Consider the following 22,563-nt stretch of genomic DNA (forward strand, 5'->3'; position numbering starts at 1 on the left):
CCCCGGTTCCGTTCTCTGGAACCGGGGCTGATTTGGGTCTGAGCTGATTCGAGTCCGGCACTCAGCCGCGACGTTCGGCCAAGCGGTCGAGCAGACGCTTGTGGACCGAGGAAGGGAGCATGTCGGTGACGTCGCCGCCGAAGAATGCCACCTCCTTGACCAGCGAGCTGGACAAGAAACCGAAGGCGGGATTGGTGGCGATAAAAAGGGTCTCGACGCCGGAGAGCTTCTTGTTCATCTGGGCCATCTGCAGCTCATAGCCGAAGTCGGTGGCGTCGCGCAGGCCCTTCACGATGGCGGTGATGCCCTGCTCCCGCGCGAAATCGACGGTCAGGCCGTACCAGGACTCCACCCGCACGTTGGGCAAGTGCGAGGTCGACTCGCGCAGCATCTCCATGCGCTCCTCGACGCTGAACATGCCCTGCTTGTTCTTGTTGATCGACACGGTGATCACGACCTCGTCGAACTGGGCCGCAGCCCGGTTGAAGATGTCGATGTGTCCGTTGGTCACGGGGTCGAAGGACCCGGGGCACAATGCTCCTGCCATGGTCAGACGCTATCGTGCGGCCCTGGTCCGGCACCAGGGAGGGTGTGCCGAGGCACAGTGTCAGTCGAATGTCGCCAGTTCGAGCCGCGTTTCGCCGTACTTGCGCGGCTTGGTCGCCGAATAGCCTTCCGGCCATTCGATTTCCGGCGATCGACTGGAGCGCTCGATGACGACCAGCGCGCCGGGATGCAGCCAACCTGCGGCCAACGCGAGCAAGTCGGCCTGCACCGCGTCGGTGTCGACCGCGTAGGGCGGGTCGGCGAGAACGAGATCGAATTCGCCTGCGCCGCCAAGAGCCAGCACGCTGGCCACGGTCCCGATCCGCAGTTCCGCACCGGGCAGCCCGAGATCGGCGATGTTGCCGCGCACCACCGCCGCCGCCTTGCGATCGGCTTCCACGAGCAACGCGTGCGCGGCGCCGCGGGACAGTGCCTCCAGCCCGAGCGCACCCGAGCCCGCATAGAGGTCGAGTACGCGGATTCCGTCGAAGTCGATCCGCGCGTCGAGCGCGCTGAACAAGGCCTCCCGGACACGGTCGGAAGTGGGACGGGTCCCGGCGGGCGGCACCCGTAGCCGCCGCCCGCCCGCGGTTCCCGCGACGATCCGCGTCATTCGCCCGAGGACTCGCGCAGGGCCATTTCGATCAGCAGGTCGCCGCCCTCGACCTGCTGGACCTGGCCGATCGCGACCCGGCCGACGGTGCCTGCGCGCGGCGCGGTGATCGCGGCCTCCATCTTCATCGCCTCGATGGTGCCGATGGTGTCGCCCGCGGCGATCGCATCGCCTTCGGACACCGCCAATGTGACGACGCCGGCGAACGGCGCGGCGATGTGGCCCGCGTTGCCCTTGTCCGCCTTCTCGGCGGCCGGGATGTCGCTGGCGATGGACCGGTCCCTGACCGCGACGGGACGCAGCTGGCCGTTGAGGACACACATGACCGTGCGCATGCCACGCTCGTCCGGCTCGGAGATGGCCTCGAGGCCGATGAGCAGGGTGACGCCCTTCTCCAGTTGGACGCGGTGTTCCTCGCCTTGGCGCAGACCGTAGAAGAACTGGTTTGCCGACAGGCCCATGGTGTCGCCGTATTTCTCACGGTGCGCGAGGAATTCGGCGGTGGGCGCGGGAAACAGCAACCGGTTGAGCGTGTCTCGGCGCTGCTCGGAGGTCCCGGCCAGCCCGGCCTCGTCGGCAGCGGTCAACGGGGTCTCCGGCTTGGCCGGACCGCGGCCTGCCAGCGCGCGGCTGCGGAACGGTTCCGGCCAGCCGCCCGCCGGGGTGCCGAGTTCGCCACGCAGGAATCCGATCACCGAGTCGGGGATGTCGTAGCGACCGGGATCGCTCGCGAAATCCTCGATGTCGACGCCGGTGCCGACCAGCGCGAGCGCCAGGTCGCCGACCACCTTGGACGACGGGGTGACCTTCACCAGGCGGCCCAACAGCCGGTCCGCCGCAGCGTATTTCGCTTCCACCTCCTCGAATCGATCGCCGAGGCCGAGTGCGATCGCCTGCTGACGCAGGTTCGACAGCTGGCCGCCGGGGATCTCGTGGGTGTAGACGCGGCCGGTCGGCGCGGGGAGCCCGGATTCGAAGGGCCGGTACACCTTTCGCAACGCCTCCCAGTACGGCTCGAGGTCGCACACGTTGCTCAGGTTCAGGCCGGTGTCGTATTCGCTGTGCGCCGCGGCCGCGACGATCGCGGAAAGCGCTGGCTGACTGGTGGTTCCGGCCATCGCGGCACTCGCGCCATCCACCGCGTCGGCGCCAGCCTGCCAAGCGGCCAGGTACGTCGCCAGCTGACCGCCGGGGGTGTCGTGGGTGTGCACATGCACCGGCAGATCGAAGTTGCTGCGCAGCGCCGTCACCAGGGTGGCGGCCGCAGGGGCGCGCAGCAGCCCGGCCATGTCCTTGATCGCGAGCACGTGCGCGCCCGCGTCGACGATCTGCTCGGCCAGCTTCAGGTAGTAGTCGAGGGTGTAGAGCGTCTCGTCCGGATTGGACAGATCACCGGTATAGCTCAGCGCGACTTCCGCAAGGGCCGTGCCGGTTTCGCGCACCGCGTCGATGGCGGGTCGCATCTGGTCGACATTGTTGAGCGCATCGAAGATGCGGAAGATGTCGATGCCGGTGGCGGTCGCCTCCGAGACGAACGCGCGGGTGACCTGCTCCGGGTACGGCGTGTAACCGACGGTGTTGCGGCCGCGCAGCAGCATCTGCAGGCAGATGTTCGGCACCGCCTCGCGCAGCGCGGCCAGCCGCTCCCACGGGTCCTCGTACAGAAAGCGCAGCGCCACATCGTAAGTCGCGCCGCCCCAGGCCTCGATGGACAGCAGCTCCGGGGTGAGCCGAGCCACGTGCCCCGCGACGCCGAGCAGGCCGTTGGTGCGCACCCTGGTGGCGAGCAGCGACTGGTGCGCGTCGCGGAAGGTGGTGTCGGTGACGCCAACGGCCTTCTGCGCCCGCAGATCCTGCGCGAAACCGGTGGGGCCGAGGCGAAGCAACCGCTGCCGGGAGCCGTCCGGCGGCGGCACCGTCAGATCGATGGACGGCAGCTTGTCGTGCGGGTAGACGGTGGTCGGCCGCTCGCCGTGCGGCTTGTTGACGGTGATGTCGGCCAGGTAGTTCAGGATCTTGGTGCCGCGGTCGGCCGAACCGCGCAGGGTGAGCAGCTGCGGGCGCTCGTCGATGAACGACGTGGTGACCCGGCCCGCCCTGAAGTCCGGGTCCTCGAGCACCGCCTGCAGGAACGGAATGTTGGTGGTGACACCACGAATTCGGAACTCGGCGAGCGCACGAGCGGCCCGCGACACCGCCGCGGGAAAGTCGCGGCCGCGGCAGGTGAGCTTCACCAGCATCGAGTCGAAGTACGCACCGATCTCCGCGCCGAGGTTGGCGCCACCGTCGAGCCGGATGCCTGCACCACCCGGGGTGCGGTAGGCGGTGATACGGCCGGTGTCGGGGCGGAAGCCGTTGGCCGGATCCTCGGTGGTGATCCGGCACTGCAGCGCCGCGCCGCGGATGGTGATCGCCTCCTGGCTGAGGCCGAGCTGTTCGAGGGTCTCCCCCGCCGCGATCCGCAGCTGCGACTGCACCAGATCGACGTCGGTGATCTCCTCGGTCACCGTGTGCTCGACTTGGATGCGCGGGTTCATCTCGATGAAGACATGGTTGCCGCGCTCGTCGAGCAAGAACTCGACGGTGCCTGCGCAGCTGTAGCCGATCTGCCTGGCGAAGGAGACGGCGTCGGCGCAAATGCGGTCGCGCAGTGCGGGATCCAGGTTCGGCGCGGGCGCGAGCTCGATCACCTTCTGATGGCGGCGCTGCAGCGAACAGTCGCGCTCGAACAGATGGATCACGTTGCCGTGCTGATCGGCCAGGATCTGCACCTCGATGTGGCGCGGGTTCACCACGGCCTGCTCGAGGAACACCGTCGGATCGCCGAACGCCGACTCGGCCTCGCGGGACGCGGCCTCGATGGACTCGCGCAGCTGCTCGGCGGCGGCGACCCTGCGCATGCCGCGGCCGCCACCACCGGCGACCGCCTTGACGAAGATCGGATAGTCGAGCTGCTCGGACGCGGCGATCAGCGCGTCGACGTCCGCGGACGGCTCGCTGGAGCGCAGCACCGGCAGGCCTGCCGCCTTGGCCGCCTCGATGGCCCGTGCCTTGTTACCCGCGAGCTCGAGCACGTCCGCGGAGGGACCGATGAAGGTGATGCCCTCGCGAGCGCAGGCCGCCGCAAGATCCGGGTTCTCGGACAGGAAGCCGTACCCGGGGTACACCGCGTCGGCGCCCGCCGACTTGGCCGCGTCGATGATCGCGTCGATCGAGAGGTACGCCCGGACGGGGTGCCCCTGTTCACCGATCTGGTAGGACTCGGCCGCCTTCATCCGGTGCACCGAGTTGCGGTCCTCGTGGGGGAAGACTGCCACCGTCCCTACGCCGAGCTCGTAGGCCGCGCGGAAGGCCCTGATGGCGATCTCGCCGCGATTGGCAACCAAGACTTTCGTGAACATTGGCCTAAGGTACCCGCCCCCGCCCACCTCACAGACACGGAAGGGCCCTTCGCAGGCATCTTCACAACCCGGTCGGACAGCGTTGCGAAGTTGCGTTCACGGTGCCGTCACATCGGCCCGGCGCGCGGCGGCCTATGCTCGTGGATGCAGCTGGTTCACCGGTGCGCGCGAGATGGAGCCCCGACGTCGCGCAACGGAGTCGAGCTCGGCCATCCAGAAAAGGGTGGGCGGGCGAGAGGGAACCCGGTGAGAATCCGGGACTGTCCCGCAGCGGTATGCAGGAACGACCGCCGTCAGACGCACTGAGTTCACCGACTTGGGAAGCGACGGCCAGTAGGTCGGCCGATACGGCCGGTGCCTGTGAGTCCGAAGACCTGCCAGCCGTGCCGGATACGCCGTATCCGGCGACCACCGCCTCGTGGATTTGGGCGCGCGGTTCTACCAGTGCTGATATGTCGGGCTCTCCTGCCGGGATTCTCTGGCGTGTCACTTGGTCTAACCGCGCCGCCCTGTGGCGATGGTTCGCGACGACCTCAGCACTGGAGAAACATCGTGACTGTTGTACAGAAGACACCGTTCACCGCAACGGTTCTCGGGCTACCTCGGGTGGGGCCGCGGCGTGAGCTCAAACGAGCCACCGAGGCTTATTGGGCAGGCAAGATCGACGCCGATCAGCTGCACGCCGTTGCGCGTGAGCTGCGGACCGCCCAATTCACCGAACTGCAAGCGGCGGGCCTGGATTCGATTCCCGTCGGCACCTTCTCGTATTACGACCAGGTGCTCGACACCGCCCTGCTGCTCGGCGCGCTGCCACCGCGGGTGGCCGGAATCGCCGATCCGCTCGACCGCTATTTCGCCGCGGCGCGCGGCAACGAGACGGTCGAACCGCTGGAGATGACCAAGTGGTTCGACACCAACTACCACTACCTGGTGCCCGAAATCGGTGCGGACACCACGTTTTCGCTGAACCCCGAGAAGCTGCTGCACGAGGTGCAGGAGGCGCTGGAGCTCGGCGTCGCCGCACGGCCGGTGGTGGTCGGCCCGATCACCTTCGTGAAGCTGGCCAAGGCCACCGGCGGCGCCGCGCTGGATCGGCTCGCCGAACTCGTTCCGCTCTACCGCGATCTGCTCGGCAGGCTCGCCGCGGCAGGCGTCAGCTGGGTGCAGATCGATGAGCCGGTGCTGGTCACCGATCTCACGGCGGACGAAATCGCGCTGGTGCGTAGCACGTACACCGAGCTGACCGCGACGACGGAGCGGCCCGCCATCCTGGTGGCGACCTACTTCGGGCACCCCGACGGCGCGCTGACCGCGTTGGCGGACACCGACATCGAGGGTGTCGCGCTCGACTTCACCTCCGGCACCGATGTTTCCGATGTCGCCTCGGTGCCTGCGCTGGCGAGCAAGCTGCTTGTCGCCGGTGTCGTCGACGGACGCAACGTGTGGCGTGCCGACCTCGACAAGTCGCTGGCCACACTCGGCACCCTGCTCGGTTCTGCCGGGTCGGTGGCGGTGTCCACCTCGTGCTCGCTGCTGCACGTGCCCTACACCCTGGCCGTCGAAACCGGACTGGACGACGCGCTGCGGTCGTGGTTGGCGTTCGGCAGCGAAAAGGTGGCCGAGGTACGGCTGCTCGCGACCGGACTGACCGAAGGTCCCGACGCGATCGGCGCGGAACTGGCCGAGGCACGGGCCGCGCTCGCCTCGCGGCACGCCGATCCGCGCCTGAACGACGGACAGGTCCGCGCCAGGCTGGCCGCACTCGGCCCGGACGCCGTCAAGCGGGCGCCCGCCGAGGAACGCCGTGTGCTGCAACAGGATCGGCTGCAGTTGCCGACGCTGCCGACCACCACGATCGGCTCGTACCCGCAGACCTCGGCGATCCGGGTTGCCCGTGCCGAACTGCGCAAGGGCCAGATCGACGAGGCCGAGTACGTCCGCAGGATGCGCGCGGAGGTCGCCGATGTCGTTGCGCTCCAGGAGAAACTGGGCCTGGACGTGCTCGTGCACGGCGAGCCGGAGCGCAACGACATGGTGCAGTACTTCGCCGAACAGCTCGACGGCTTCGCGGCCACCGAGCTCGGCTGGGTGCAGTCCTACGGCACCCGCTGCGTGCGGCCGCCGATCCTGTTCGGTGACGTGACGCGGCGGACGCCGATGACGGTCGAATGGATCACCTACGCCCAGTCGCTCACCGACAAGCCGGTCAAGGGCATGCTCACCGGGCCGGTGACCATTCTGGCCTGGTCGTTCGTGCGTGACGACCAGCCGCTCGGTGATTCGGCGCGGCAGGTGGCGCTGGCGATCCGGGACGAGACGGTGGATCTGCAGGCGGCGGGCATCCGGATCATCCAGGTCGACGAGCCTGCGCTGCGCGAACTGCTGCCGCTGCGCGAAACCGACCAGCGGGCCTACCTCGACTGGTCGGTGCAGTCGTTCCGGCTCGCGACGTCCGGCGTCTCGGATGCCACGCAGGTGCACACCCACCTCTGCTATTCGGAGTTCGGCGAGGTGATCGACGCGATCGCGGGGCTGGATGCCGACGTCACCTCGATCGAGGCGGCGCGCTCGCGGATGGAGGTCCTCGACGACCTCAATGCCGCAGGCTTCGACCTCGGCGTCGGTCCCGGTGTCTACGACATCCACTCGCCGCGGGTGCCCAGTGTCGAGGAGATCACCACCTCGCTGCGTGCGGCGCTGAAAGCCGTTCCCGCCGAACGGTTGTGGGTCAACCCTGACTGCGGCCTGAAGACCCGCGGCCAGGCCGAGGTGGAAGCCTCGCTGCGCAACATGGTCGCCGCGGCCGCCGCGGTGCGCTGATCCAGCGTCGGTGCCCCCTCCGCCCCAGCTAGAGGGGGCACCGACCATTTTCCTCGAAATCCTCGCGTCTCAATCGATTTCAGGCTCAGGACGCGGGCGCTGTCGCCGCCTCGACGTGTACCTCTCACATGGCTCGGCGGCCCGCTTGACCGGCTGCTGCTGCGACCTGGAGCTCATCCCCCGCCGCCACGCCGTATGACACCCCGGACAGCGATCCATGCCTACCCCTCCTCGCACATCATGACTCAACCCGAAATCCCCTGATACAAGTCTTCGACGCGCGAAGCTTCCATTCGGTTCCGCTATATCCCCAGGAAATTTCCGCGGATTCCTTGCCGGAACTCGGGTCAGCCCTCCAGGCCGAAGGCTCGGTTGATGGTGGCCATGTCGAAGTAGTCGTGCCAGGTGGTGATGGCGTCGCCTGCTACTTCGAAGAAGCCCATGACTGGCAGGGGCGTGATTCGGCCTGCGCCGCGGAGGGTGTCGGTGCGGGTGTTCATGACGATGTTGCCGTTGGCGACCTGGTGGTGGATGTCGAAGTCGATGGCGTCGAAGGTGGTGAGGAAGCCAGCGATGAAGTCGCGGATGGCGGGGCGGCCGATGATGGGTTCCATCGGGATGTTGTGGTAGACAGCGTCTTCGGCGAAGAAGGCACTGATCCGGTCCGGGTCGGGATCGGACCAGCTGCGGCACATGTCGCGGACGAGTTCGTCGGGGGTTGGCATGGGCGTTGCTCGCTTTCCTGATGCCGAGACGACGCCGGTGGCCGTCCTACCGCCTTCGATTCAACCAAGCACTTGCTAGGTAGGGGCGGGTTTGCGAATCTCGCCCGCGACAGTTCCGCTCACCGGAATCAGCGGCTGCCGCTGACCGCCAACTCTCGCTGCGGCACCCCGGTGTACTCGGACAACGGCCGGATCAGCGCGTTCGACGCGGACTGCTCGACAATGTGCGCGGTCCAGCCGGTGATCCGGCTCATCACGAAGATCGGCGTGAACATCTCGATGTCGAAGCCCATCAAGTAGTAGGCCGGACCCGCGGGGAAGTCGAGATTCGGCTTGATGCCGGTGGTTTCGGCCATCGTCCGTTCCAGCTCGGCGTACATGCGCAGCCAACGCTGCCCACCGGTCACCTCGACGACCTGCTCGAGCGCGTCCCGCATGGTCGGCACTCGGGAATCACCGCTCTTGTAGACCCGATGCCCGAACCCCATCACCTTCTGCTTGGCAGCGAGCTTGGCGCGCAACCATTCCGCGGCCAGCTCCGGCGCATCGATCTCGAGCATGGTGCGCATCACCGCCTCGTTCGCACCGCCGTGCAGCGGCCCCTTCAGCGCGCCGATGGCGGCGGTGACCGCGCTGTACAGGTCCGACTGCGTCGAGGTGACGACGCGCGCGGCGAACGTCGAGGCATTGAAGCTGTGCTCCGCGTAGAGGATCAGCGAGATCTCGAAGGCACGGACGATCCGTGGATCGGGCGCCGCGCCGAAGCACATGGTCAGGAAGTTCTCCGCGAAACCCAGATGCGAGTGCGGCGCAATGGGATCCAGGCCGCGCCTGCGGCGCATGTCGGCGGCGATGACCGTCGGCAACACCGCGGTGAGCCGCAATGCCTTGGCCAGCAACGCCCGCTGCGACGGCGCGGCACCGAGATCCTCCTCCGGATCCTCGGATCCGAGATAGCTGACCACCGTCCGCACCACGTCCATCGGATGGCACGAGGCGGGCATCTTCTCGATCAGCGACAGGACGGACCGATCGACGCGCCGTTGCGCGCGCTCGCGCTGGCTCAGCAGCGCAAGCTGCGCGGCATCGGGAAGTTCGCCGTACCAGAGCAGATAGGCGACCTCCTCGAACGAGCAGTGCCGCGAAAGATCTTGCACCGCATAGCCGCGATAGGTCAGTGAATTGGTCTCGGGCACCACCTTGGAGATGGTGGTCGTGTCGACCACCACGCCGGCCAGGCCCTTCTTGATCTCGGTCATATCTGCTCACTCACTAAGGGTGAAGTTGAAGATTCCGGAGTCGAAGTCGTTGTACCGCTGGTAATCCAGCAGCTCGTAGAGGCGCGTCCGATGCTGCATTCGGTCGAGCAGGCCGAGTTGGGTTCCGCTGGCGGCGATCTCGCGCAGCCCGTGCTCCACCGCGAACATCGCCAGCCGCAGCGTGGTCACCGGATAGATGACGGCGTTGTACCCGAGCTCGCCGAGCTCCCCCGCGGACAGCAGCGCGGACTTGCCGAACTCGGTCATGTTGGCGAGCAGCGGAACATCCACCGCCGCACGGAACTTCGCGAACTCGGCGGCATCGGCCAGCGCCTCGGTGAAGATGAGGTCGGCGCCGGCATCCGCGTACGCCTTGGCCCGATCGACGGCCGCGTCCAACCCCTCGATGCCGCGGGCGTCGGTGCGTGCGCAGATCACGAAGTTCGGGTCGCGCCGTGCCGAGACCGCGGCGCGCAACCGGCGCACCATGTCGGCCACCGGCACCACGGCCTTGCCGTCGAGATGCCCACAGCGCTTGGGGTTCACCTGGTCCTCGATATGACAGCCCGCCAGCCCGGCGTCCTCGAGCACGGTGATGGTGCGGGCCGCGTTCATCGGTTCGCCGAAGCCGGTGTCAGCGTCGATCAGCACGGGCAGGTCGGTGACACTCGCGATCTGCTGCCCGCGCGCGCCGACCTCGGTGAGCGTCGTCAACCCGATGTCGGGCAGCGCGAGCTCGGCCGAGACCACCGCGCCGGAGACGTACACACCCTCGAAGCCGAGTTCCTGAACCAGCTTGGCCACCAAGGGATTGAAGGCACCCGGCAGCCGCTGAATGCGCCCGGACGTCAGCCCGGCGCGCAGCGCCACCCGCTTGTCGGCCGCGCTCGTCGCCGCCGCCAGTAACCCGGTCACTCGACCCACCTTCCCGCGGACGTCGCCCGCAGCCACGCACTGCTCGATCCAGTCGAGGTTCTTGATCGTTTTAAGCTGACGGAATGACCGAGGACACACGCCCCATGCCCTACCGGCTGATCACCGGCAAGGACGACGCCGCCTTCTGCGAGCGGATCAGCGCACTGCTCGACGAGGGGTATCTGCTGCACGGCTCCCCGTCGGTCACCTTCAACGGCACCGATGTCATTGCGGCCCAAGCGGTCGTGTGGGGGCCTCAGTAGCGACCGCATCAGAAGATCCCCGCAGGCACCTCGGGCGCGCGGCGCAGCACCTCGTCGGACACGGTGAAGGTGAGCTGATCCAGCTCGCCGGGCGCCAGCTCGGCGGTGCGCTGGGCCGCGTCGAGGAACCGATCCTGCTCGGCGGGATCGAGCACGCCCTCGGCGAGCGTGCGGAACTTGGCGATGTACTGCGCACGGGCGAACGGCCGCGCGCCGAGCGGATGCGCGTCGGCGACGGCGAGCTCGTCGACGATGGTCTCCCCGCTCTTCAGCGTCACCACTGCCCTTGCGCCGAAGGCCTTTTCGTTCGGGTCGGTGGCGTGGTAGCGCCGCGTCCACTCCGGATCCTCGACGGTGGAGATCTTGCGCCACAGCTCGACAGTGTCGGGCCGTTGCGCACGCTCCGGCGCGTAAGACCGCTCGTGATGCCAGGTTCCGTCCTGCAACGCGACCGCGAAGATGTAAGGCACCGAGTGGTCGAGGGTTTCGCGGCTGGCGTATGGATCGAACTTCTGCGGGTCCCCCGACCCGGTGCCGATCACCACGTGCGTGTGATGGCTGGTGTGCAACACGATCGACGCGATCTGGTCGAGATCGCCGATGGCCGAACGCATCCGGCGAGCCAGGTCGATCGGCGCCTGACTCTGGTACTCGGCGGAATGCTCCTTGGTGTAACTGTCCAGGATCGCGCGCTTCGCCTCGCCTGGACCGGGCAGTGGCACAGCGTATTCCGCATCGATGCCGCCGAGCAGCCAGGCGATCACGCCGTCGGCGCCCTCCCAGATCGGCGCGGGCGCACCCTCGCCGCGCATCGCGCGGTCCACCGCCTCGACCGCCATCTTCCCGGCGAACGCGGGCGCGTAGGCCTTCCAGCTGGAGATCTCCCCCTTGCGCGACTGCCTGGTCGCGGTGGTGGTGTGCAGCGCCTGCCCGACCGCCTGATAGATCGTCTCGGTGTCGAGCCCGAGCAGCGTGCCGATGCCCGCGGCGGCGGACGGACCGAGGTGCGCGACATGGTCGATCTTGTGCTCGTGCAGGCAGATTCCGCGCACGAGGTCGATCTGGATCTCGTATCCGGTGGCCAGGCCGCGGATCAGCTCCGCGCCGCTGCGGCCGAGGTGCTGCGCGACGGCGAGGATCGGCGGGATGTTGTCGCCGGGATGCGAGTACTCCGCGGCCAGGAACGTGTCGTGAAAGTCGAGCTCGCGCACCGCGACACCGTTGGCCCAGGCCGCCCACTCCGGCGACACCCAGCGCAGTGCGGGCAGTCCGAACACCGTCGCGCCCGAGCGTCCCGGTCCCGGCCGATACGGTTGCGCGAGCGCCTGTGCCCGCGCGCTGGTCACCGGTCGGCGGGTCAGCGACGCGGCCGCGACGGCGGCGTTGTCGATGATCCGGTTGACGATCATCTCGGCGACCTCCGCGGTGACCTCGACCGGGTCGGCAGCAACCTCGGCAACCTTGGTCGCCAGGTGTTCCGCGCGCGGGAAATCCTCGGCGGCGGAGCGGGCGCGTACGATGTGTGTCTTCATGCATCCTCCAAATCGGAGCGGTGAAAGTAGCTCCCTTCGCACGCTACGCACCAGAAATCTCGCGCAAAATACCTCGCAGCGGCATATTTCTGTGGAAAACATCCGCTGATATTGCGATGATTGCGAAGATCTGGGACTACCATCTTGCTGGTGCGGAAGATGTACGCGGGCGCCCGGCTCCGGCGGTTGCGCGAGGAGCGCAGACTCACCCAGGCGGCTTTGGCGAAGTCGCTGGATCTGTCGCCCAGCTATCTCAACCAACTCGAACGCGATCAGCGGCCGCTCACCATCCCGGTGCTGCTGAAACTCAACTCCACCTTCGATCTCGACGTCCAATTCTTCGCCGCCGACTCGGACGCCCGCCTCGTGTCCGATCTGCACGAGGTGCTGATCGACGCGGCGGGCGGGCACACCGCGCCGCTGACCGAGGTGGAGGAGCTGGCGACCAGGCAGCCCGAGGTCGCCAGGATCGTCGTGGCCATGCACCGCCGACTACGCGCCGCCACCGACCAGCTCGATCTGCTCTCGGCCAGGGTGTCCGCGCCGACCGGCGTGCCCGGCGTTCCGATGCCCTACGAGGATGTGCGGGACTTCTTCTACGACCATCACAACCACATCCCGCAGCTCGATATCGCCGCCGAGCAGCTGTTCGAGCAGTCCGGCCTGACCATCGGGTCGCTGGATCGCCAGCTGGCCAGGGTGGCCGAGGAACGCGCAGGCGTGACCGTGCTGGTCCGCGGCGATGGTGCCGATCCCACCATTCCGAAGAGGCACTACGACCCGGACAGCCGGACGTTGACGCTGGCCCGGCGGCTGCGACCCGGCCAGCGCGCCTTCCAGATCGCGACCACCCTGGCGTTCCTGCTGTACAGCACCGAACTGGACGGTGTCCTCGCCGAAACCCCTTCGCTCACCGGCGAATCCCGCACCCTCGCGCGCATCGGCCTGGCCAACTACTTCGCGGGCGCGCTGGTGCTGCCCTACGGGCGATTCCTGCGCTCGGCCGAGGAACTGCGCTACGACATCGACCTGCTCGGCTTGCGCTTCGAGGTCGGCTTCGAAACCATCTGCCACCGGCTGAGCACGCTGCAACGCCAGAGCCAGCGCGGCGTCCCGTTCTTCTTCGTCCGCACCGATCGGGCGGGCAACATCTCGAAACGCCAGTCCGCCACCGCCTTCCACTTCTCCAGAGTCGGCGGCAGCTGCCCGCTGTGGGTGGTGCACGAGGCCTTCGCCCACCCCGGCCGCATTCTCACCCAGATCGCGGAGATGCCGGACGGACGCCGCTACCTCTGGATCGCGCGCACCGCGATGACCGCACCGCACGGATTCGGCACCGCGACAAAAAACTTCGCGATCGGCCTCGGCTGCGACATCGAATACGCCGAGCGGCTGGTGTATTCGTCCGGCCTGCAACTCGACGACCCTGCAACGGCGGTGCAGATCGGTGCGGGATGCAAAGTCTGCGAACGCCCCTCGTGCCCGCAGCGCGCCTTCCCCAATATCGGCAGCCCGCTCGCGATCGACGAGCTCACCAGTACCGATCTGCCCTACCCCCGCGTCGGTTCGCCGGACTGATCCCACGGGTTCCGTTGCCGCAGTGTCCTATTCCTCGGTGGCGGGCGGCAGGTGGGCGAGTTTGTCCGGGTTGGCCACCGCGTAGATGCCGATGATCTGCTCGGTGCGCGCATCGATGTCGAGGACCACCACGGCGAACGGCGCGGCGCCGGAGAACACCACGGCCGACGGGTCGCCGTTCACCCAGCGGTAGTGAATCGCCATGTCCGGCACGTGACTTCGCACGATCTGACTGGCCAGCAGCCGAGCGACCTTGTCGCGGCCGTCGATCGGGCGCAATGCCGCGCGGCGCTTGCCGCCGCCGTCGGTCCAGAACGTCACATCGGGTGCGAGCAAGGCGAGCAGGCCAGGCAGGTCGCCGCCGATCTGGGCGGCCAGGAACTTCTCGGTCACCGCGCGCTGCACCCTCGGGTCGGCGGGCTGCCGCGGCCTGCGGGCGTGGACGTGCTCGCGGGCGCGGTGCGCGAGTTGCCGGACGGCCGGGGTGCTGCGGCCGAGCATGTCGGCGATGTCCGGGTGCGGGAAGCCGAACACCTCGTGCAGCACGAACACCGCCCGTTCGAGCGGGGAGAGCGTTTCCAGCACGACCAGCATCGCCATCGACACGGCCTCGGCGCGGAGCAACGGCTCGTCCGCGCTGTCGCGGTCCGCAGGCTCGTCGGCGACCAGCGGCTCGGGCAGCCAAGGGCCGACATAGGTTTCCCGTCGTCGCGCGACGGCAGCCCGCCTGGCCAGCGCGTGATTGACCGCGATGCGCACCAGATAGGCGCGCGGGTGCTCGATCTCGGCGCCACCGGTCCGGTTGCGTGCTGCCCAGGCCAGCCAGGTGTCCTGCAGCACGTCCTCGGTGTCGGCGACGCTGCCGAGCATGTTGTAGACGATCGAGAACAGCAGTTCTCGATGGTCGGCGAACACCTCGGTCGCGTCGTGGTCCACGCTGTCGATCATCGCTCCTCCTCCGGCGGATCTTGCTGCTCTGAGAGCGTTGCGGGCGGCGAACCGTGACATGTCCGCCGGAAATGTGAGCTGGCTCTCCCGATGTCACGTCTGAGGGCGGCCGAATGTCTCAGTGGGCAACGGATGACATCTCGTCCGCACCCGAGAGAGGACATCGCAGTGCGTGCACCCACCGAATCACCGTCGTTTCTGAGGACCCGCCGCGGCAAACTGACACTGGCGCTGCTGTGCCTGGTCGCCTTCCTCGACTTCGCCGACGCCTCCATCGTCAACGTCGCATTGCCGACCATCCAGCACGAGCTGGGGCTGTCGGTGTCGACGCTGCAATGGGTGACCAGCGGCTACCTGCTGACCTACGGCGGCCTGATGCTGCTCGGCGGCAGGCTCGCCGACCTGCTCGGCAGGCGGCGGGTGTTGATCGTCGGCACGCTCTTGGTCGGGATCGCCTCGGCGACCGGCGGTCTCGCCGAGACCAGCGGCGTGCTGATCGGGGCCCGCTTCGCGCAAGGAGTCGGCGCCGCGCTGATGCTGCCCGCGGCGCTGTCGATTCTCACCACCAGTTTCCGCGAGGGATCCGATCGCACCACCGCGCTGAGCATGTGGGGTGGCACGGCCGGGTTGGCCTCGGCGGCAGGGGTTTTCCTCGGCGGCGTGCTTACTCAGGGGCCGGGATGGCGCTGGGTGTTCTACGTCAACACTCCGGTCAGCGTGCTGGTGCTGATCGCGGTGCCGCTGCTGGTGCCCGACGATCGGCGCAACGAAATACGCGGCGGCTTCGATGTTTTCGGCACCGCGCTGGCGACCAGCGGGCTGATGCTGCTGGTCTACGGGTTGGTGAAGGCACCGGAACTCGGGTGGGGCGATACCCGCACCGTCCTGCAACTCGGTGTGGCCGTGGCACTTCTGATCGGCTTCGTGCTCAACGAGCAGCGCACCGGCGATCCGTTGGTGCCGCTGTCGATCTTCCGGATCAAGGGGCTCGCGGCCGCCAACCTGACCCATCTGACTCTAGCGGCGGGCATGCTCGCAATGTTCTTCTTCGTGACGCTCTACATGCAGGAAGTGCTCGGGTACGGGGAGTTCGAGGCCGGTGTCGCGTACCTGCCGATCAGCCTGACCGTCGGCGCCGTGGCCGGGGTGACGTCGAAGTTCATCGCCAAGACCGGGACTCGGCCGCTGATCGTCGGCGGGTCGGTGGTCTCCGGGATCGGGCTCATCTGGCTCTCGCGGATTCCCACCGATGGCTCCTACCTGGTCGATCTGCTGCCCGCGATGGTGTTCATGTCGATCGGGATGGGTGTGGTGTTCGTCGCCAACACCACCGCCGCGAACGCGGGAGTGCCCGGCGAGCAAGCGGGACTCGCTGCGGCGCTGCTCAATACCGGCCAGCAGATCGGTGGTGCGCTCGGCCTCGCGGTGTTGACCGCGATCGCCACCTCGCACACCACGAGTCGACTGGCCGCCGGTCACGCGCCGATCGACGCGATGAACTCCGGTTTTCAGCTCGCGCTGCTGGTCGGTGGCGTCATCACGGTGTGCGCCGCCGGGATCGGCCTGTGGACCGCCAATTCGCGCGGCGAGGACGCGAAGCGCGCCGCTTCATCCGCTGAAATTGTTGCGGCATAAGATTTTTCGTCACCGAGCCGGGTATCTACGGATACCCGGCTTCGGTGTTCCATTCGTCCAAGCCTTACCGCAGGCGCCGGGGCTACCGTGCCAGTCATGACCATGACAGACAGCCTGCTGGCAGATCAGCTCATCGCCCTGCTCGACGAGTGGATGGCGGCGATCGTCGCCAATGACGCGGCCAGGATCGGCGCGTACCTGACCGACGACTGGATCATGGTGTCGGAGAACGGCATCACCACGGCGAAGGAGTTCCTGGCGTTCGTCGAGTCCGGCGCGCTCACGCATTCGGCGATGCAGCGAGTGGGCGACGCACGGATCCGGCGCACCGGGGATGTCGCGGTGCTCACCGTTCGCGTCACCAATATCGCCCACTACCAGGGCAAGCGGTTCGATGCCGACGAATGGACGACGGACGTCTTCGTCGAGACCGAGCGGGGCTGGCGGTGCGCGCTCTCGCAGATCACCGCCGTCGCGACACCCTAGCCGCACCCAGTGGCGATCACGATTTCGCCAGGTACTCCAGCCGCTCGGCATCCACCGCGGCGTGCATCATCCCAGCCAGGCCGGGATGCCTCTTCAAGCCGGGATCGGACTCGACCACGTCGCGGGCGAGTTCCTGTGCGGCGGTGATGACTTCGAGGTCGTCGAGCAGCGAGAGCAGGCGCAGCGAACGCGCGGTGCCGGACTGCGCGGCGCCGAGCACATCGCCCTCGCGGCGGGTGCGCAGGTCGAGCACGGCGAGCTCGAAGCCGTCGGTGGTGCGTGCGACCGCGTCCAGCCGCGCCATCGCCGAGCCGCCCGGCGCCGCGTCGGTGATGAGCAGACAGAGCCCGGGATCCTTGCCACGACCGATCCGGCCGCGCAGCTGATGCAGCTGGCTGACGCCGAAGCGATCCGCGTCGACGATCACCATGACGGTCGCGTTCGGCACGTCGACACCGACCTCGACGACGGTGGTACAGACGAGCACGTCCACCGATCCGTCGTTGAAAGCGCGCATCACCTGGTCTTTTTCGTCCGCGGGCAGCCTGCCGTGCAGCAAGCCGACCCGCACCTGCGACAGCGGGCCCGCGCGCAGCATGTCGAAGACGTCGAGCACCGCCTGGGTGGTCGGGCCCTCCTTCTCGGTCTCCTTGGCCTTCGATTTGCCGTTGCGGGACTTGCCGGAACCCTCCTCGTCGTCGCCGATACGGGAACACACGACATAGGCCTGCCGACCGGCCTTGACCTCCTCCAGGATGCGCTCCCACGCGCGGTCGACCCAGTTCGGATGCTGCCTGCGCGGCACCACCTTCGAGGTGATCGGCGACCGTCCCCTCGGCAGCTGGGTGAGCGTGGAGGTCTCCAGATCGCCGAGGGTGGTCATGGCGATGGTGCGCGGGATCGGCGTGGCGGTCATCACGAGCAGGTGCGGGCTTGCGCCGGATTTCGCCTTGGCGCGCAACGCATCCCGCTGTTCGACACCGAAGCGGTGCTGCTCGTCGACCACCACCATGCCGAGGTCGAAGAACTCGACGTTGTCCTGGATCAGCGCGTGCGTGCCGATCACGATGCCCGCCTCGCCGGTCATCGCATCCAGCAGCGCGGCCTTCTTGGTTGCCGCCGACATCGACCCGGTGACCAGCACCAGCTTGGTCGCATGCTCGGCGGCACCGAGCTCACCGCCGCTGCCGAGGTCGCCGAGCATGCCGCGCAGCGACCGATAGTGCTGGGCGGCAAGAACTTCCGTCGGTGCGAGCAGCGCGCACTGCTGGCCAGCGTCGACGATCTGCAGCATCGCATGCAGGGCAACGATCGTCTTGCCCGAGCCGACCTCGCCCTGCAGCAGCCGGTGCATCGGATGACTGCGCGACAGGTCGGCGGAGATCTCCGAGATCACCTGCTGCTGGCCCTCGGTGAGCTCGAACGGCAGGCGCGTGTCGAATTCGGCGGCGATGCCGTCGGTGCGCGGCGGGCAGGGCCGCGCGGCGCGGCCGGACACCTCGTGGCGACGGTCGGCGAGCACCAGCTGCAGCGCCAGCGCCTCGTCGAAACGCAAACGCTCCCTGGCCTGGTCGATGTCGGACTTGCGCTCCGGCAGGTGGATCAGGCGTAACGCGTCGGAGACGTTCAGCAGCGCACGTTCGGCCCTGAGCTCCTCCGGCAGCGGATCGTCGATCGGGTCCAGTTGGTCGAGCACCTGCCGCACACAGGCGAGCACGTCCCAGCTCTGCACCTTCGCGGTGGCCGGATACACCGGGATGAACTCCCGCTCCATGAACGAGGTGTCCACTCCCCCTGCGCCTTTCGCGCTCTGCGCCAGGCCGCGCAGGTCACCGCCGCCGCGCACAGTGGTGAGCGAGCCGACCGAGGCGTCGTCGTCCTCGGCTTCGGGCAGGATCAGATAGCCGGGGTGGCTCAGGTTCCATTGGCCGGGCCGCCAGTAGGTGACCGTTCCCGACATCATCGCCCGCAGCCCCTCGCGGACAACGTATTTCACCTTGTCACCGTTGAAGAACGTGACGTCGACACCGCGACCGGTGCCGGATCCGGTGTCCAGCACCACCTTCAGCAGTGAACCGCGGCGGTTGCGCATCGGGCGCAGCTCGGCCTTGGTGATGCGGCCGATCACGGTGATGTGCGCGCCCTCTTCGGGAGCTTCCTCGGTGAGCGGCTGGCCTTGGGTGGCGTAGCGCAGCGGGTAGTGCCGGAGCAGGTCCTCCACCGTGTGCATGTCGAAGGCATCGACCAGGGAACCCGCCGCCTTCACGCCGAGAATGTGGTCGAGCCGATCGCTCAGTGTCGCCATCTACTCCACTCCGATCTGCACCAGATCCCCGTGCTGCCCACCGGAATACACGGTGACCTCGACGCCGGGGAAACTTTCGCCGATGTGCGCGGCGAGCTCCTCGGCGAGCCCGTCCGGCGCCGCCGCGCCCATGAGCAAAGTGACCAGCTCGCCACCAAAAGACAGCATTCGATCGAGCAGGGTCAGGCCCGCCGCGCGCACGTCGTGGTCGATCACCACCACGTCGTGGCCGACCAGTCCGAGGCCGTCGCCCGCGGCGCAGGTGCCGACCATGGTGAGCGCGCGCTCCGGCGCGGCCCGCAGCGATCCCCACCGAGTCGTCGCTGCCGCCTCCGACATGGCGAACGCGTCGTCGACGGCGATCCGGCCGCGATCGTGCACGGCCAGCGCCGCGAGCCCCTGCACCATGGACGCGCTCGGCAGCAGCAGCACATCGCGATGCGCGTCGCGGGCGGCGACGCCGACCGCGACCAGGTCGTGCGCGGGCAATGCGCCGTTGGGCAGCACCAGGACCTCGCGATTCGGCATCGCCCGGATCGCGGCGAGCAACGCGGCCGCCGAGACCGCGCCGTCCGCGCCGAGTACTACCGCCCCCGCGTCCTCGAACAACGCGCCTGCGCCCGCGCCGGCGGCGACCGCGAGGATGCCGCGATCGGCGGGACCGGCGGGTGCCTTTTCGGTGTCGAGGGTCGCGGGGGTGACGAGATGGCCGGACGGCGTCTCGGCGTGGGGCCCGGCGAAGCTCTCGATGCGGATGCCACTGAGGGTGCCTGCGGCGATGCCCGCTTCCACGGCCGCTCCCGCGTCCGCGCAGTGCACGTGGGCGGACCAGGAATGTGCGCCGTCGCCGACGATCACCACCGAATCACCCAGCTCGGTGAGTCTGGCGCGCAGCTGCGCCAGCTGCTCCGAGCCGGTGTCGGTCAAGAGGTACATCACCTCGTATTGCGGTGTTGCCGTGTCTGTTTCGCTGACAGTCGGCTCGGCGACGCGCACGGTGACCGGTTCGCGCGGGGTGTACTCGGGACGGGCGGGGACCTCGCCGAGGGTGATCGAGACCAGGCTGTCCAGCAACACCACGAGTCCCCGCGCGCCCGCGTCGACGACGCCGGCCTCGCGCAGCACGCCGAGCTGCGATGGTGTGTCGCCGAGCGCCTTGGCCGCGCCGTCGGCCGCAGCCAGGGCCACGTCGGCGAGTGAATCGTCCGGACAGGCGGCCGCGCTGGCCGCGGCACAGTCGAGGACGGTGAGGATGGTGCCCTCGATCGGCACGCTCAACGCCTCCCGCACCAGGGCCGAGGCGCGGCGCAGGGCGGTACGCAGCGTGGCCGCGGTCAACGGTCCGTGCCGAACCGCCTCCGCGATGCCGCGCAGCACCTGCGAAAGGATGATTCCGGAGTTACCGCGGGCACCGATCGTCGCGCCGGTCGCCATCGCGGCGGCAACCTCGTGCACGGACAACGCGGCCGAGGCGGTGCTCGCCTGCCGGTCGACGGCGGCCACCGCGGCACGCATGGTGGCGAGCAGGTTGGTTCCGGTGTCGGCGTCGGGGATGGGGAAGACATTGAGTGCGTTGATCTCCTCGCGCCGGTCTGCCAGACCGTCGACACAGGTTCGCCCCCAGCGCAGCAATGCCGTGCCGTCCATCACATCCCGCACTCCGGGCACCGTCACCTCTCTCCCGTCCGCCACCGCCGCCCGCCAGGTTAGCGGGCGATACCGACATATGATGAGGTACCCGATGAGTGTTCCGGCAACGTCGGAAAGCACCCGGTTTGGTGGATCGCCGCCCGTCCCGTTACCCTTGCAGGGTTGCCTCGCGCGGCCGTTGCCGGTTCGTGCTGGCCGACGTCAAGTCGGCAGGGGTAGGTCGATAATTGTTTCCGGACACACTGCCCGCGGGCGGTGGTCCCCACATGACATGAAGGAGTTCGCGACTATGGCTGCCGTCTGCGACGTCTGCGCCAAGGGCCCCGGCTTCGGGAAGTCGGTCTCGCACTCGCACCGGCGCACCAACCGTCGCTGGAACCCGAACATCCAGACCGTTCGCGCCCAGGTTGCGCCGGGTAACACCCGTCGCATGAACGTGTGCACCTCCTGCCTGAAGGCAGGCAAGGTCGTCCGCGGCTGATTCAGCCTCGGACTACTCGAGACCGACGCACGCCCCGGCACCCTCACGGGTTGTCCGGGGCGTAGTCATCTGTTCTCATGGGCGGGGCAATGAACTGGCGTATCACCCCGCTTGCCACCGAGCACACCTACCGCGCCGCGGAATGCCATATCGCCTGCTGGCGTGAGGCCTACCGCGGCCTGGTGCCCGCCCATCTCCTCGACGCCTTCGACGTCGATCGGCGGGCCGAGCAGTGGGAGCGCCAACTGCGGAGGCACCCGGGGACCACATGGGTGGCTGTCGTCGGCGATCAGCTGATCGGCTTCGCCACGGCGAGCGCCACTCGCGATATCCCACCGGTCCCGCCGATGGAGCTGAACGCGATGTACGTCCGGTCCAAGTGGTACGGCACCGGCGTCGCGCACGATCTCTTGAACGCCGCCCTCGACCCGCAGGTCGGCTGCTCGCTGTGGGTGTTCGAAGAGAACCCGCGTGCCCAATCCTTCTACCGCAAACACGGTTTCGAACTGGACGGTGCCCGCAAGGTGGAGGCGTTCACCCCGGCCTTCCAGGTTCGCATGGTGCGCGAACCCGGCGTCCTTCGGTGAGGTCCGAGCCGTACACCCGCGCCAAGTAAGGTGCTGGCCATGACCTCTACCGAGCAAGCCGGGTACGTGACCACCGTCGACGGCGTTCTGCAGATCACCATCGCCACCGCCGCGAACGGCACCTCGATGGACTTCGCCGGAATCGTCGCAGGCACGGCCGCGCTGCGCTCGCTCGGCTCCGAGGTCGGCGCGGTGCTGCTGACGGGCACCGGCGCGAACTTCTGCGCGGGCGGCAATGTGCGCGGTTTCGCGGCGGCCTCGGATCGGGCCGCCCACATCTACAGCCTGGCAACGGATCTGCACCACTTCGTGCGCGCCATCGACGCCACCACGGTTCCGGTGGTGATCGGCGTGCACGGCTGGGCCGCAGGCGCGGGCATGAGCCTGGTGTGTGCCGCCGATATCGCGCTCGGCGGGCCGAGCACCAAGTTGCGCCCTGCCTACCCCGGCATCGGCCTGAGCCCGGACGGCGGCATGTCGTGGACGCTGCCGCGCATCGTCGGCCTCGGCCGGGCGCGCGAGATCCTGCTCACCGACGCGGTTCTCGACGCCGACGAGGCGGTGCGGCTCGGCATCCTCAGCCGTCTCGTCGCCGACGACGAGGTGCAGGCCGAGGCGCTGAACCTGGCCCGAACACTCGCTGCCGGACCACGTTCCACCTACGCGAGCATCAAAACACTGCTGGCGCAGTCCACTTCGTCGGCGTTGAGCGATCAACTCGATCGCGAACGCGAGGCGATCGCCGCCGCGGCGAACGGCGCGACCGGGCGTGAGGGTGTCGACGCGTTCGTCGAGAAGCGGAAGCCGAACTACACGTAA

General features: G+C 68.2%; 18 protein-coding genes and 1 riboswitch. Of the genes, 8 read left to right on the forward strand and 10 right to left on the reverse strand.

Translation table 11 applies throughout. From position 1 onward, the window contains the following. Window positions 1–61: 61 nt before the first annotated feature. From coaD to ACGFNJ_RS28895, 3 genes are read right to left on the reverse strand one after another with little or no spacing between them, the layout of a single operon-like run. On the reverse strand, window positions 62–547 hold the full coding sequence (coaD, locus tag ACGFNJ_RS28885; protein ID WP_393454839.1) for a pantetheine-phosphate adenylyltransferase: 486 nt from the start codon (window positions 545–547) through the stop codon (window positions 62–64). A 60-nt stretch (window positions 548–607) separates the two neighbouring features. Then, window positions 608–1,159, reverse strand: a complete 552-nt coding sequence (gene rsmD, locus ACGFNJ_RS28890) for a 16S rRNA (guanine(966)-N(2))-methyltransferase RsmD (protein WP_393454842.1) — start codon at window positions 1,157–1,159, stop codon at window positions 608–610. Next, complete coding sequence (locus tag ACGFNJ_RS28895) at window positions 1,156–4,560, reverse strand: pyruvate carboxylase (RefSeq protein ID WP_393454845.1); 3,405 nt, start codon at window positions 4,558–4,560, stop codon at window positions 1,156–1,158. Before ACGFNJ_RS28895 ends, rsmD begins: the two co-directional genes overlap by 4 nt. A 208-nt stretch (window positions 4,561–4,768) precedes the next feature. Further along, window positions 4,769–4,957: riboswitch (cobalamin riboswitch) on the forward strand. A 152-nt stretch (window positions 4,958–5,109) separates the two neighbouring features. On the opposite strand from ACGFNJ_RS28895, the gene metE reads away from it, so the two are divergent. Next, window positions 5,110–7,380: a 5-methyltetrahydropteroyltriglutamate--homocysteine S-methyltransferase gene (gene metE, locus ACGFNJ_RS28900; RefSeq protein ID WP_393455385.1), complete on the forward strand. Its 2,271-nt coding sequence runs from the start codon at window positions 5,110–5,112 to the stop codon at window positions 7,378–7,380. 347 nt (window positions 7,381–7,727) lie between these two features. On the opposite strand, the gene ACGFNJ_RS28905 is transcribed toward metE, so the two are convergent. From ACGFNJ_RS28905 to prpB, 3 genes are all read right to left on the reverse strand, one after another. After that, entirely contained in the window at window positions 7,728–8,105 is a 378-nt protein-coding gene (locus ACGFNJ_RS28905; protein ID WP_393454848.1) for a nuclear transport factor 2 family protein, read from the reverse strand. A 128-nt stretch (window positions 8,106–8,233) separates the two neighbouring features. Beyond that, a complete protein-coding gene (locus ACGFNJ_RS28910) occupies window positions 8,234–9,364 on the reverse strand; it encodes a bifunctional 2-methylcitrate synthase/citrate synthase (RefSeq protein ID WP_393454851.1) in 1,131 nt (376 codons plus the stop codon). 6 nt (window positions 9,365–9,370) lie between these two features. Beyond that, window positions 9,371–10,279 carry a methylisocitrate lyase gene (prpB, locus tag ACGFNJ_RS28915; RefSeq protein ID WP_393454854.1) on the reverse strand — a complete coding sequence of 303 codons (909 nt, stop codon included), beginning with the start codon at window positions 10,277–10,279 and terminating at the stop codon, window positions 9,371–9,373. An 83-nt stretch (window positions 10,280–10,362) separates the two neighbouring features. Here prpB and ACGFNJ_RS28920 point away from each other — a divergent pair, with 83 nt between their 5' ends. Then, entirely contained in the window at window positions 10,363–10,542 is a 180-nt protein-coding gene (locus ACGFNJ_RS28920; protein WP_393454857.1) for a DUF1737 domain-containing protein, read from the forward strand. An 8-nt stretch (window positions 10,543–10,550) separates the two neighbouring features. On the opposite strand, the gene prpD is transcribed toward ACGFNJ_RS28920, so the two are convergent. After that, entirely contained in the window at window positions 10,551–12,074 is a 1,524-nt protein-coding gene (gene prpD / locus ACGFNJ_RS28925; RefSeq protein ID WP_393454860.1) for a 2-methylcitrate dehydratase PrpD, read from the reverse strand. A gap of 150 nt (window positions 12,075–12,224) precedes the next feature. On the opposite strand from prpD, the gene ACGFNJ_RS28930 reads away from it, so the two are divergent. Continuing rightward, window positions 12,225–13,652, forward strand: a complete 1,428-nt coding sequence (locus tag ACGFNJ_RS28930; RefSeq protein ID WP_393454863.1) for a short-chain fatty acyl-CoA regulator family protein — start codon at window positions 12,225–12,227, stop codon at window positions 13,650–13,652. Window positions 13,653–13,679: 27 nt separating this feature from the next. Here ACGFNJ_RS28930 and sigJ read toward each other — a convergent pair whose 3' ends face one another. Beyond that, window positions 13,680–14,600, reverse strand: coding sequence for an RNA polymerase sigma factor SigJ (sigJ, locus tag ACGFNJ_RS28935; RefSeq protein ID WP_393454866.1), 921 nt, complete (start codon window positions 14,598–14,600; stop codon window positions 13,680–13,682). 168 nt (window positions 14,601–14,768) lie between these two features. Here sigJ and ACGFNJ_RS28940 point away from each other — a divergent pair, with 168 nt between their 5' ends. Both ACGFNJ_RS28940 and ACGFNJ_RS28945 read left to right on the forward strand, forming a co-directional pair. After that, window positions 14,769–16,235, forward strand: a complete 1,467-nt coding sequence (locus ACGFNJ_RS28940) for an MFS transporter (protein ID WP_393454869.1) — start codon at window positions 14,769–14,771, stop codon at window positions 16,233–16,235. Between the two features lie 96 nt (window positions 16,236–16,331). After that, window positions 16,332–16,721, forward strand: coding sequence for a nuclear transport factor 2 family protein (locus ACGFNJ_RS28945; protein ID WP_393454872.1), 390 nt, complete (start codon window positions 16,332–16,334; stop codon window positions 16,719–16,721). 16 nt (window positions 16,722–16,737) lie between these two features. Here ACGFNJ_RS28945 and recG read toward each other — a convergent pair whose 3' ends face one another. Continuing rightward, window positions 16,738–19,026: an ATP-dependent DNA helicase RecG gene (gene recG, locus ACGFNJ_RS28950; protein WP_393454875.1), complete on the reverse strand. Its 2,289-nt coding sequence runs from the start codon at window positions 19,024–19,026 to the stop codon at window positions 16,738–16,740. Continuing rightward, window positions 19,027–20,673 (reverse strand): DAK2 domain-containing protein, encoded by a 1,647-nt coding sequence (locus ACGFNJ_RS28955; protein WP_393455388.1) that lies wholly within the window; start codon window positions 20,671–20,673, stop codon window positions 19,027–19,029. A gap of 292 nt (window positions 20,674–20,965) precedes the next feature. Between ACGFNJ_RS28955 and rpmB the strand changes: the two genes are divergently transcribed. The 3 genes from rpmB (at window position 20,966) to ACGFNJ_RS28970 (ending at window position 22,563) form a co-directional block, all read left to right on the forward strand. Continuing rightward, window positions 20,966–21,157: a 50S ribosomal protein L28 gene (rpmB, locus tag ACGFNJ_RS28960; RefSeq protein ID WP_011210730.1), complete on the forward strand. Its 192-nt coding sequence runs from the start codon at window positions 20,966–20,968 to the stop codon at window positions 21,155–21,157. Between the two features lie 89 nt (window positions 21,158–21,246). Further along, complete coding sequence (locus tag ACGFNJ_RS28965) at window positions 21,247–21,744, forward strand: GNAT family N-acetyltransferase (protein WP_393454878.1); 498 nt, start codon at window positions 21,247–21,249, stop codon at window positions 21,742–21,744. 39 nt (window positions 21,745–21,783) lie between these two features. Further along, on the forward strand, window positions 21,784–22,563 hold the full coding sequence (locus ACGFNJ_RS28970; RefSeq protein ID WP_393454881.1) for an enoyl-CoA hydratase-related protein: 780 nt from the start codon (window positions 21,784–21,786) through the stop codon (window positions 22,561–22,563).

It is taken from the genome of Nocardia sp. NPDC049149 (assembly GCF_043197455.1).
Lineage (GTDB): Bacteria > Actinomycetota > Actinomycetes > Mycobacteriales > Mycobacteriaceae > Nocardia.

What these genes read in the sequence shown, in the direction of transcription:
- coaD (WP_393454839.1), bottom strand. Translation starts at nt 547, where the DNA reads ATGGCAGGAGCATTGTGCCCCGGGTCCTTCGACCCCGTGACCAACGGA.
- rsmD (WP_393454842.1), bottom strand. Translation starts at nt 1,159, where the DNA reads ATGACGCGGATCGTCGCGGGAACCGCGGGCGGGCGGCGGCTACGGGTG.
- ACGFNJ_RS28895 (WP_393454845.1), bottom strand. Translation starts at nt 4,560, where the DNA reads ATGTTCACGAAAGTCTTGGTTGCCAATCGCGGCGAGATCGCCATCAGG.
- ACGFNJ_RS28905 (WP_393454848.1), bottom strand. Translation starts at nt 8,105, where the DNA reads ATGCCAACCCCCGACGAACTCGTCCGCGACATGTGCCGCAGCTGGTCC.
- ACGFNJ_RS28910 (WP_393454851.1), bottom strand. Translation starts at nt 9,364, where the DNA reads ATGACCGAGATCAAGAAGGGCCTGGCCGGCGTGGTGGTCGACACGACC.
- ACGFNJ_RS28920 (WP_393454857.1), top strand. Translation starts at nt 10,363, where the DNA reads ATGACCGAGGACACACGCCCCATGCCCTACCGGCTGATCACCGGCAAG.
- prpD (WP_393454860.1), bottom strand. Translation starts at nt 12,074, where the DNA reads ATGAAGACACACATCGTACGCGCCCGCTCCGCCGCCGAGGATTTCCCG.
- sigJ (WP_393454866.1), bottom strand. Translation starts at nt 14,600, where the DNA reads ATGATCGACAGCGTGGACCACGACGCGACCGAGGTGTTCGCCGACCAT.
- ACGFNJ_RS28945 (WP_393454872.1), top strand. Translation starts at nt 16,332, where the DNA reads ATGACCATGACAGACAGCCTGCTGGCAGATCAGCTCATCGCCCTGCTC.
- recG (WP_393454875.1), bottom strand. Translation starts at nt 19,026, where the DNA reads ATGGCGACACTGAGCGATCGGCTCGACCACATTCTCGGCGTGAAGGCG.
- ACGFNJ_RS28955 (WP_393455388.1), bottom strand. Translation starts at nt 20,673, where the DNA reads ATGGACGGCACGGCATTGCTGCGCTGGGGGCGAACCTGTGTCGACGGT.
- rpmB (WP_011210730.1), top strand. Translation starts at nt 20,966, where the DNA reads ATGGCTGCCGTCTGCGACGTCTGCGCCAAGGGCCCCGGCTTCGGGAAG.
- ACGFNJ_RS28965 (WP_393454878.1), top strand. Translation starts at nt 21,247, where the DNA reads ATGAACTGGCGTATCACCCCGCTTGCCACCGAGCACACCTACCGCGCC.
- ACGFNJ_RS28970 (WP_393454881.1), top strand. Translation starts at nt 21,784, where the DNA reads ATGACCTCTACCGAGCAAGCCGGGTACGTGACCACCGTCGACGGCGTT.